Genomic DNA, 10,927 nt, shown 5'->3' with positions numbered 1-10,927 from the left:
CGCACATTTGGCCCAACGCGGATTTTATAAGGAGAGCCCTATGGCTACCGTTAAAGTAGACATGTCGAACTTCCAGGCAGAGGTTCTGGATTCCACGCAGCCTGTCGTCGTGGATTTTTGGGCTGAATGGTGCGGTCCCTGCAAGATGATCGGTCCGAGCCTTGAAGAAATTTCGACCGAGCTCGCCGGCAAGGTTAAGATCACCAAGCTGAACATCGACGAAAACCCGGAATTGGCTGCCCAGTTCGGCGTTCGTTCCATCCCGACCCTTGCCATTTTCAAGGGCGGTGAAGTGGCTGACATCAAGGTTGGCGCAGCTCCGAAGACAGCGCTTTCGAGCTGGATTGCCGGCGCAGCCTGATCTTGCCATATGACTGATAGAACTGAATAAAGCCCGGTTTCAGCCGGGCTTTTTTTTTATTTTGGTGGTGTACCGTTGTCGGCCAAGACCGTGCCCGCCAGATAAAGAGAGCCGCCGATTAGGATGCGCGGCGCTGGATCTTCCGGCACTTGCCGCTCGGCGATTTCCTTCAGGGCGTCGACGACGCTCAATGACGGTTCGGCAACCAGACCGGCATCGAAAGCCGAATGCGCAAGGATGACCGGATCGATCATTGAGTCCGACCCCCTGATCGGAACGGTGAAGACATATTCTGCGATGTCGGTGAAGGCTTTGAAATAACCGACAGGATCCTTGGTGTTGATCATGCCGGTAATAAGATAAAGCGAACGCGCCCGGCGCTCCTCGAGCCCCGCCATGGCTTCGGCAATGGCTTCGCCGGCCCCCGGATTGTGGCCGCCATCCAGCCAGATTTCCGAACCAGCCGGAGCATGTTGCAAAAGTTCGCCTTCGGTCAGACGTTGCAGGCGGCCGGCCCACTCGACCGTATTCATCGCCTTTTCCATCATCGCCTCGGTGACGACAAATCCGGCAGCCTTGACGGCACGAATGGCAGCAGCTGCATTGGAAAACTGGTGACGACCAAGAAGACGCGGCAACGGCAGGTCGGCGAGACCGAATTCATCCTGATAGATCAGCCGCCCGAACTCCTCATGCGCTGAATAATCCTGGCCATACACGGTAACCGGGCACGACAGCCGGTCCGCCGTCGATACAAGAACATCAAGCGCAGCATCATATTCCTGCTGGCCGATGACGACCGGGCAGTTCTTTTTCATGATGCCTGCCTTTTCCGCAGCGATCAGCTCGACCCGATCACCGAGATAGGCCTGATGATCCAGCGAGATCGGCATGATGACCGATACGGCCGGATTGGGCACGACATTGGTGGAATCGAAACGGCCACCCATCCCCACTTCCAGAATGACGGCATCGGCCGGGATTTCCGAAAAGATCAGAAAGCCGACGGCCGTCAGAATTTCAAAAACGGTAATGTGCTGGCCACCATTGGCTTCGCCGACGCGGCGGAGTGCGTCAGCAAACACGGCATCATCGACCAGCTGGCCCTGCCCGCCCTTGACACCGATGCGATAGCGCTCATGCCAATTGACGAGATGTGGTGAGGTGTGAACGTGGACAGCGTGGCCGCCGGCTTCCAGCAGCGCGCGGCAAAAGGCCGTGACCGACCCCTTGCCGTTGGTGCCTGCGACGTGAATGACCTTCGGCAGTTTCAGATGCGGATTGTCGAGAACATCAAGAACGCGCAAGACACGGTCCAGGGACATATCGAAGCCCTTGGGGTGAAGCGTCATCAGACGCTCGATTTCCTTGGCTGCCTCGCTCGGCGCCGGTTCCGTCATCGCCGTCATTCCACCCGCCCCATACTTTCAGTCGATACTTTCAGAATTGCGCCTCACGCCGTTTTGGCAAGAGGCGCTGTTTCCGTTACCGGCTGCTTCATCAGGATACGCAGCATCTGTGCAAGGGTCGCCGGAATATCGTGACGCTTGACGACCATATCGACCATGCCGTGTTCCAGCAGGTATTCAGCCGTCTGAAAGCCTTCCGGCAGCTTTTCGCGAAGCGTCTGTTCGATGACGCGCTTGCCGGCAAAGCCGATTTCCGCACCCGGCTCAGCGATATGAACGTCACCCAGCATAGCATAGGACGCAGTAACGCCACCGGTCGTCGGATTGGTCAGCACGACGATGTACGGAAGGCCGGCCTCCTTGAGCATGTCGACGGCGACAGTCGTGCGCGGCAACTGCATCAGCGACAGGATGCCTTCCTGCATGCGAGCACCGCCCGAAGCGGGGAAGATGACGAGAGGGCAACGTTCCGCCAGGGCACGTTCGCAGGCCTTCACGATCGCTTCGCCGGCAGCCATACCAAGCGAACCACCGATGAAGTTGAATTCATGCACCACCGCCACGAGCTTGACGCCCTGCACCAGGCCAAGCCCGGAAAGAATCGTATCTTCCTGCTCGGTCTTCAGACGGCTGTCTCTCAGACGATCGGCATATTTTTTTGAATCGCGGAATTTGAGCGGATCCTGCGCGACCTTCGGCTGCGGCAAGGATTCAAAAATGCCGCCATCAAAAAGATCCACCAGACGCGCTTTGGCCGGCATCTTCATATGGAAGCCCGAAGCGGGAATGACCCACTTGTTATCCTCAAGATCCTTATGGAAGACCATTTCACCGGTCTCGGGGCACTTGATCCAGAGGTTTTCCGGAACTTCGCGTCGTCCGAGCATGGAGTTGATCCGCGGCCGGACATAGTTGGTGATCCAGTTCACTGGGCATTCTCCCGATTGGAAACCACGTACAATGTGGGATTATTATTCGGCGGCGACAAGGCGCGCGGCGTGAACGCCGGTGGCAAGTCCGCGTACAAAGGTTGCAACTGCTGAAACGGTGTCGGCTGTCGCGGCACCATCCTTGGAAAGGCTGCCAGCTACCTGCGCAACGATCGCTGTGCCGACAACAACGCCGTCAGCCGCAGCGCCGATCGCCTTTGCATGATCTGCCGTCTTGACGCCGAAACCGACGCAAACCGGAAGATCGGTATGGCTCTTGATCCGACCTACCGCGCCCGAAACGAGTGACGGATCCGGCAGGGCCGAACCGGTGATGCCGTTCATCGACACGTAATAGACAAAGCCGGACGAGTTCTTGAGAACACGCGGCAGACGCTTGTCGTCCGTCGTCGGCGTTGCGAGACGGATGAAATTGATGCCCTTTTCCAAGGCGGGGATGCAGAGTTCGTCATCCATTTCAGCCGGAAGGTCGACAACGATCAGACCATCGATGCCGCAGGCAAGCGCATCATCCAGAAACTTTTCGACGCCGTAGATGTAAATGGGATTGTAGTAGCCCATCAGCACGATCGGCGTATCCTTATCCGTCTCGCGGAAAAGCTTTGCCAGTTCGAGCGTCTTTGCCAGCGTCTGACCGGCCTTCAATGCGCGCTGACCGGCAAGCTGGATTGCCGGACCATCGGCCATCGGATCGGAAAACGGCATGCCGAGTTCGATGACGTCCGCGCCCGCTCCCGGCAGCGCCTTCATGATGGCGAGCGACGTATCGAAATCCGGGTCGCCGCCCATGAAATAGGTGATCAGTGCCGGGCGTCCTTCAGCCTTCAGAGCCGCGAAACGATTGTCCATACGAACGGTCATGTCAGACCTCCATTCCGAGAATCTTGGCGACGGTGAAGATATCCTTGTCGCCGCGGCCGGACAGGTTCATCAGGATGATCTCGTCCTTGCCCATTTTTGGCGCGCGCTTGATGACTTCGGCCAGAGCGTGGCTGGGTTCGAGCGCCGGAATGATACCTTCGAGGCGGGTCAGCGTCTGGAACGCTTCAAGCGCTTCGTGGTCCATGATCGGCACATATTCGGCGCGGCCGGTATCGGCCAGCCAGCTGTGTTCTGGGCCGATGCCCGGATAATCGAGGCCGGCCGAAACCGAATGGCCTTCCTTGATCTGGCCGTCGCCATCCTGCAGCAGGTAGGTGCGGTTGCCGTGCAGAACGCCCGGCGACCCGGCCGTGATCGAAGCGCAATGTTCCTCGCCCTGCAGGCCCTTGCCGCCCGCTTCAACGCCAACGATCTTGACGCTCGGATCGTCGAGGAAAGGATGGAAAATGCCGATCGCGTTCGATCCACCACCAACGGCCGCAATGACGACATCCGGCAGGCGACCTTCCGCTTCCAGAATCTGCTGGCGCGCTTCCGTGCCGATGACGGCCTGAAAATCGCGAACCATTTCCGGATAAGGATGCGGACCGGCTGCCGTGCCGATCAGATAATAGGTATCGTCGACATTGGTGACCCAGTCACGCAGAGCCTCGTTCATCGCATCCTTGAGCGTGCCGTTGCCGGCCGTGACCGGCACAACCTCTGCGCCGAGAAGGCGCATTCGGAAAACGTTCGGGGCCTGACGCTCGACGTCGGTTGCGCCCATATAGACAACACAGGGGAAACCGAAGCGGGCAGCAACAGTTGCAGACGCCACGCCGTGCTGACCTGCACCGGTTTCTGCGATGATGCGGGTCTTGCCCATGCGTTTGGCGAGCAGGATCTGGCCGATGCAGTTGTTGATCTTGTGCGAACCGGTATGGTTCAGCTCTTCACGCTTGAAATAGATTTTTGCGCCGCCGAGTTCTTCCGTCAGGCGCTCAGCGAAATAGAGCGGGCTCGGACGACCGATATAATGGGCACCGAGCGATGCGAGCTCCGCCTGAAATTCCGGATCAGTCTTGGCCTTGGTCCACTCGTCCTGAAGATCGAGGATGAGAGGCATCAGGGTTTCGGCGACAAAGCGCCCGCCATAGATGCCGAAACGTCCGTCTTCGTCCGGGCCGGACCGGAATGAGTTTGGTGTCGCCGCCTGATTCACAGTCTACTCCTTGCGATCCGCTGCATCGACCGATCGCGCTTCGGCAATCGCATCGAAAAACGCATCCATCATTTGCAGGTCCTTCACCCCCGGTGCACTTTCCACGCCGGAGGAAATATCTATGCCGCTGGCTGTCGTATCTGACAGAGCGATACCGACATTATCCTTGTTCAATCCACCGGAAAGCATGTAATCGACGCCATCGTCAAGCGCGGCGAGCAGTTTCCAATCGAAGGACACACCATTGCCACCCGGCAATTCGGAGCCGGCAGGCGCCTTCGCATCGAGCAGGAAGCGATCAGCGAGCCCGTCATAGGCTTCAAGCTTTCTCAGGTCGTCTGCGGTTCGGATCGAAAAAGCCTTCATCACCGGCAGACCAAAAACGGCCTTAATGTTGAGGACACGCTCGGCGCTTTCGTGACCGTGTAGCTGGAGAATGTCTGGCTTGACGAAGGCGATGATCTCTTCAAGCGCCTCATTATCGGCGTCGACGGTCACAGCAACGATCTTGACCTTGCCGCGAACACGGTCGGCCAAAACACCGGCTTCGACCGGCTCGATGTGACGCGGACTCTTTTCGAAAAAGATGAAGCCGATGTGGGTCGCACCACGGTCGATCGCACGATCGACCGCGTCCGGCGTCTTCAGTCCGCAAATCTTGATATCGGGAACCATTGCGGCGAATTGCCATGAAAAGGCGTTTGAGTCGAGCCAAATCGACTTAGTGTCCGTCTTCCTCTTTCAGGAAAAGTCGATGGCATGAAGCTGAGAGCCATGTTGCTTCAGCCATTTCTGGGCGGCTTCGGTGCCGGGGCAAAGGCTGCGGCACAGCGACCAGAATTTGGGGCCGTGGTTCATCTCCTTCAGATGTGCCACTTCATGCGCTGCCAGATAATCGATGACGGCAGGCGGCGCCATGACGATGCGCCAGGAAAAGCTGAGATTGCCCTCCCAGGAACACGAGCCCCAGCGGCTGCGCGTATCCTTCATGGTGATTAATCGAACCGGCTTGCCGATCTTTGCAGCATGACGAGCCACGAGAGGCTCGAGATCATGACGCGCTTCCTTCTTGAGGAAGACCGCAATGCGGCGACCGAGATGGTCTTCTAATCCTCCAACACGGAGAACCGGTTGGCCATCCAAAAGAATTGCTTCGGTCACGCCCCGCAATGTTCCGGTGTGCACGATCCGGTGCGGAATACCGCGAAGAGAGATCATGCCGTCAGGACGCAAATCACCGGAGATGGGGAACTTTGCCAACTTGGTGAGGAGCCATCCCTGATGGCGATCGAGAAAGGCATCGACTTCAGATCGCTTCAAACCTGTGGGCACCGTGAGCTTCAAGGCACGGCCGCCGGGTTCAATACGCAGGGTAATACGGGTGGCCCGACCATTCTCCCGAACCGTCAACGGCAGGATGCGATCACCCACGACAATGGTCCGTTCCGTCGATCGCAATGCTTCGGGCGATTTGGGTATGAGCTTTTTAAGGGCAGGAAACATGGGGTTCTTCTAGCATATTCGATGTGGCACTGCCCTGAGAAAAAACCGGCGCTTGAAGCGCCGGCTTATTGTCGATTGTATCAGTTGGTAGCCGGAAAACCACCTGAGACGTTTCCGGGTCTGCGCTCGCGCATAAAGCGGTCAAACTCCTCCTGATCCTTGGCGCGACGAAGCTCGCGCAGATAGTCATCGAATTCCGTACGCATCTCATCAAGCTTGCGGCGCTGTTGTTCGATCCTTTCGAGTTCCGCCCGGCGCCAATCATCGAAGGCAACATTACCCGTCGAGAAATGGCGATCATAGCGGCCACGTGCCCGGCGGAAACCGGCGCACATGCCATCCGCTTTTTCATTTGCGGAGCGTTTGAAGTGGCCAAGCTTTTCGCCGAACAGGATATAGGCGAGCATGGCGAGGCCCAGAGGCCAGAAGACAATAAAACCGAGAACCATCAACGCGATGGTCGCCGGCGTCCAGTCCGGGCGGATCAGTGCTGACTGCGTCATGTTTCGGTATTCCTTTCAAATACAGCCGACAGGATATCGGCTCGGATTCGATTTGGGAAATGCCATAGCGCCGTTCAAGACAATGACGATGCCAATCGCTGAAGCGTTTGAAAAGTCCCGTGCAATTCATCTTGGTTTGCGGCGGGAACCACTTTTTACATCGGCTTTGGCATCTGTTGCAAAGGAATGTTCGCGTGCAAAGGAGATGATGCGAGGCGCGATTTCCTTGCGAAATCGTGAGCCATTGAAGACACCGTAATGACCGACGTCCGGTTGCACGTAATGCATCCTTTTGTCAGCCGGTATGTTTGGACAGATTGTGTGGCTTGCCTGCGTCTGGCCAAGACCAGAAATATCATCGTTCTCGCCTTCCACTGTCAGAAGGGCGACGTGTCGGATTGCCTTAGTGTCAACCAAGGTGTCTCGGTGCATCATCTCTCCCTTCGGCAGCGCGTGGCGAATGAAGACTGTATCCACCGTCTGCAGATAGAATTCGGCGGTCAGATCCATCACCGCCAGATATTCATCATAAAATTCCCGATGCCTCTCGGCGGATTCGCCGTCGTTCTTCACCAAGTGTTCGAAAAATTCCTTATGCGCGGTGACATGGCGATCAAGGTTCATAGACATGAAGCCGGATAATTGCAGGAAACCCGGATAGACAGGCCGCATACATCCAGGCTGCGGCCACGGGACGCTCATGATGACATTTTCCTTAAACCAGCTGAGCGGCCGGTCTTGGGCCATGGAATTCACTGCTGTGGGATTGATGCGCGTGTCGATCGGCCCACCCATCAACGTCATTGATGCTGGCACGAGCGGATCATTCTCTGCTTCCATGACGGCAATTGCGGCGAGCACTGGAACAGACGGCTGGCAGACCGCGACCACATTCGTCTTCGAACCCAGCGCGCGGATCATCTCGATCAAGTAGTCGATATAATCATCGAGATCAAAAGTACCTTCCGTCGCCGGTACGATGCGGGCATCGATCCAGTCGGTGATGTAGACTTCGGCATAAGGAAGAAGGGCTTCGACCGTTCCACGCAGCAAGGTGGCGTAATGCCCCGACATCGGAGCGACGAGCAGGATTTTCGGATCGGGTGCCCTGCCCGGCTTCAGCCGTCGATTGAAGCGCAGAAGATTGCAGAACGGTTTCGAGCAGATGATTTCTTCGGTCACATCGACCGCCTCACCGTCGATGATCGTCTGCTGCAGATCGAAGGATGGTTTAGCATAACGGCGGGTTAGCCGCTCGAATACTTCTAGGCCGGCCGCCATTGTTCGACCCAATGGCGTATGCGACATCGGATTGAGCGGATCGCTGTAAAGCATCCGCATCGCCTCAGTCGTTGCCCGCAATGGTGCAAGCGCGGCGTGATTTATTTCATACAGTTGGTAAAACATCCGCAGGCCGCCTCTGGCATGTCGCGGAGAATATGTCGGTCTCGCGAAATGGACGATACATGCTAGTCGCTTAGCAGATTTGACAGATGATGCCTATCGCAATGAAGACGAGACAGCGATGCGAGCAAAACACATGACACAAGCGCACGAATATTTTGTCGGTTAACAAAGTGTTTCACGTGAATCACCCACAGGAAAGATTCACGTGAAACACACATTTTTAACTTTTAGATGTCGAGGTTCGCGACACTGAGGGCATTGTCCTGAATGAATTCGCGGCGCGGTTCGACTTCATCACCCATCAGGCGCGAGAACAAGCCGTCGGCGTCCGTGGCGTCCGGAACCTTCACCTGAAGCAACGAGCGGACGTTCGGATCGAGTGTCGTTTCCCACAGCTGTTCCGCATTCATCTCGCCAAGACCCTTGTAACGCTGCATGGATAGGCCGCGCCGGCCAGATGCAAAGATCGCATCCAGAAGTGCGCGAGGGCCGGATACATCCAGCGTGCCGTCCTTGCGGGTCAGGCGTGGCGGCGCAGCGTAAATATCGTGAAGACGCTGCTTCATCTGATCGATATGGCGCGCATCGGCCGAACCGATCAAAGCGTTATCCAGAACGGCAACTTCCTTGACGCCCCGAACCATGCGCTCGAAACGCAGACCGCCTTCGCTGGTCACGTGACCTGTCCAGCCGCGTTCGGTTTCTTCGGCAATCACATCGAGGCGACGAGCTACTTCGTCGGCCGTCTGCTGCGTGCGCTCGCGGTTATCGGTCAGTTCCGGATTGAGCGCACCGGCAATAGCGGCCTGCTCAACAAGCGAACGATTGTAACGCGAGTGAAGGCCATCAACGAGCGAACGCAGGCGCAGCGCGTCCTGAATGACTTCGCGCAGATCAGCACTGGCACGTACTTCGCCGGATTCGAGCGTCAGCGTCGCCTCTTCGAGACCCATGCTGATCAGGTATTCTTCCAGCGCTTTTTCATCCTTCAGGTACTGAACGGATTTACCGCGGCTCACCTTATAGAGCGGCGGCTGGGCGATATAGATATGGCCGCGCTCGATCAGTTCCGGCATCTGGCGGAAGAAAAAAGTCAGAAGCAGGGTACGAATATGAGCGCCGTCAACGTCGGCATCCGTCATGATAATGATCTTGTGGTAACGCAGCTTGTCGGCGTTGAACTCGTCCTTGCCAATCGACGTGCCGAGCGCTGTGATCAGCGTGCCGATTTCCTGACTGGACAACATCTTGTCAAAACGCGCGCGCTCTACGTTGAGGATCTTGCCGCGCAGCGGAAGGATCGCCTGGTTTTCACGCGAACGCCCCTGCTTGGCGGAGCCACCTGCGGAATCACCCTCGACGAGGAACACTTCGGACTTTGACGGATCACGTTCCGAGCAATCTGCGAGCTTACCTGGCAGCGATGCAATATCCAACGCGCCTTTACGGCGGGTAAGTTCGCGCGCCTTGCGAGCGGCTTCACGAGCGACGGCAGCCTCAACAACCTTGCCAACCAGAATTTTTGCGTCGGCCGGATGTTCTTCGAACCAGGTGCTCAGCGCCTCGTTCACGAGGCTTTCGACAACCGGGCGAACTTCGGAGGAAACCAGCTTGTCCTTCGTCTGCGACGAGAACTTGGGATCCGGTACCTTGACCGACAGGACGGCAGTCAAACCTTCGCGGCAGTCTTCACCCTGCAGCGTCACCTTTTCCTTTTTGGTAATGCCGGACGTATCGGCATAGGAGGTGACCTGTCGTGTCAGCGCACCGCGGAAGCCAGCCATATGCGTGCCGCCGTCGCGCTGCGGAATATTGTTTGTGAAGCAGAGGACATTTTCGTGATAGCTGTCATTCCACCACATGGCCACTTCGACAGTGATGCCGTCTTTTTCACCCTTGATGGCAACCGGTTTTTCCACCAGCGGCTTTTTGGCGCGATCGAGATATTGGACGAAGGCTTCAAGTCCGCCGTCGTATACCATCTCTTCTTCGCGGACATCCGACTTCCGCTTGTCGGTTAGCCGGATTCTCACGCCAGAATTCAGGAAGGCAAGCTCACGCAGGCGGTGTTCGAGCGTGTTGTAGTCGAACTCCGTCATTGTGAAGGTTTCAGGGCTGGCAAGGAACGTTACTTCCGTACCGGAGCGACCTTCGTAATCACCGATAACCTTGAGCGGCGCGTCGGCGACACCATGGGTAAAACCAATCTCGTGAACCTTGCCATTGCGGCGGATTTTCAGCTTAAGCCAGACGGATAGCGCGTTCACCACCGAAACGCCAACGCCGTGCAAGCCACCAGAAACTTTGTAGGAATTCTGGTCGAATTTACCACCTGCGTGAAGCTGGGTCATGATGACCTCGGCGGCAGAAACACCTTCTTCCTTATGGATGTCGGTCGGAATGCCGCGGCCGTTATCGGTGACACTGACAGAACCATCAGCATTCAGCGTGACGGTGACGATATCCGCATGGCCCGCAAGCGCCTCATCGATGGCATTATCGACGACCTCGTAGACCATGTGATGAAGGCCGGACCCGTCGTCCGTATCGCCGATATACATGCCGGGGCGCTTACGCACCGCATCGAGGCCCTTGAGAACCTTGATCGAATCCGCGCCGTATTCAGAACTTGCGCCGCTGTCGTTGACGGGTGTTTCGCTCATCAATGATCTTTCCAATTAACGTGGTGCGGCGATCTGGCGAATCACCGT

The 10,927-nt window shown here is 57.0% G+C and carries 10 protein-coding genes; 1 reads left to right on the top strand and 9 read right to left on the bottom strand.

Going from position 1 to position 10,927, the window contains the following annotated elements; translation table 11 throughout:
- Window positions 1-40: 40 nt before the first annotated feature.
- Window positions 41-361 (top strand): thioredoxin, encoded by a 321-nt coding sequence (trxA, locus tag ACRQ1B_RS26925; RefSeq protein WP_112730514.1) that lies wholly within the window; start codon window positions 41-43, stop codon window positions 359-361.
- A 56-nt stretch (window positions 362-417) separates the two neighbouring features.
- Here trxA and ACRQ1B_RS26920 read toward each other — a convergent pair whose 3' ends face one another.
- The 9 genes from ACRQ1B_RS26920 to gyrB form a co-directional block, all read right to left on the bottom strand.
- Complete coding sequence (locus tag ACRQ1B_RS26920) at window positions 418-1,770, bottom strand: bifunctional folylpolyglutamate synthase/dihydrofolate synthase (RefSeq protein ID WP_432297231.1); 1,353 nt, start codon at window positions 1,768-1,770, stop codon at window positions 418-420.
- A 44-nt stretch (window positions 1,771-1,814) separates the two neighbouring features.
- Window positions 1,815-2,699, bottom strand: coding sequence for an acetyl-CoA carboxylase, carboxyltransferase subunit beta (accD, locus tag ACRQ1B_RS26915; RefSeq protein WP_432297229.1), 885 nt, complete (start codon window positions 2,697-2,699; stop codon window positions 1,815-1,817).
- A gap of 42 nt (window positions 2,700-2,741) precedes the next feature.
- A complete protein-coding gene (gene trpA / locus ACRQ1B_RS26910) occupies window positions 2,742-3,581 on the bottom strand; it encodes a tryptophan synthase subunit alpha (RefSeq protein ID WP_432297227.1) in 840 nt (279 codons plus the stop codon).
- Between the two features lies 1 nt (window position 3,582).
- On the bottom strand, window positions 3,583-4,803 hold the full coding sequence (gene trpB, locus ACRQ1B_RS26905; RefSeq protein ID WP_432297225.1) for a tryptophan synthase subunit beta: 1,221 nt from the start codon (window positions 4,801-4,803) through the stop codon (window positions 3,583-3,585).
- A gap of 3 nt (window positions 4,804-4,806) precedes the next feature.
- The gene (locus tag ACRQ1B_RS26900; RefSeq protein WP_432297223.1) at window positions 4,807-5,478 is read right to left on the bottom strand and encodes a phosphoribosylanthranilate isomerase; all 672 of its coding nucleotides are present in this window, start codon (window positions 5,476-5,478) and stop codon (window positions 4,807-4,809) included.
- 66 nt (window positions 5,479-5,544) lie between these two features.
- Window positions 5,545-6,306, bottom strand: coding sequence for a M48 family metallopeptidase (locus ACRQ1B_RS26895; RefSeq protein WP_432297221.1), 762 nt, complete (start codon window positions 6,304-6,306; stop codon window positions 5,545-5,547).
- Window positions 6,307-6,386: 80 nt separating this feature from the next.
- Complete coding sequence (locus ACRQ1B_RS26890; RefSeq protein WP_432297220.1) at window positions 6,387-6,809, bottom strand: DUF2852 domain-containing protein; 423 nt, start codon at window positions 6,807-6,809, stop codon at window positions 6,387-6,389.
- A gap of 126 nt (window positions 6,810-6,935) precedes the next feature.
- Window positions 6,936-8,216: a polyhydroxyalkanoate depolymerase gene (locus ACRQ1B_RS26885; RefSeq protein WP_432297218.1), complete on the bottom strand. Its 1,281-nt coding sequence runs from the start codon at window positions 8,214-8,216 to the stop codon at window positions 6,936-6,938.
- Window positions 8,217-8,443: 227 nt separating this feature from the next.
- Entirely contained in the window at window positions 8,444-10,879 is a 2,436-nt protein-coding gene (gyrB, locus tag ACRQ1B_RS26880) for a DNA topoisomerase (ATP-hydrolyzing) subunit B (protein ID WP_432297217.1), read from the bottom strand.
- Between the last annotated feature and the right edge of the window lie 48 nt (window positions 10,880-10,927).

Origin of the sequence: Endobacterium panacihumi (assembly GCF_050847465.1) — a bacterium.
In the GTDB taxonomy this organism is placed as follows: Bacteria; Pseudomonadota; Alphaproteobacteria; order Rhizobiales; family Rhizobiaceae; genus Neorhizobium; species Neorhizobium panacihumi.
Note: the sequence above shows the minus strand (reverse complement) of the source record. Positions and strands in the feature narration are given on the sequence as shown.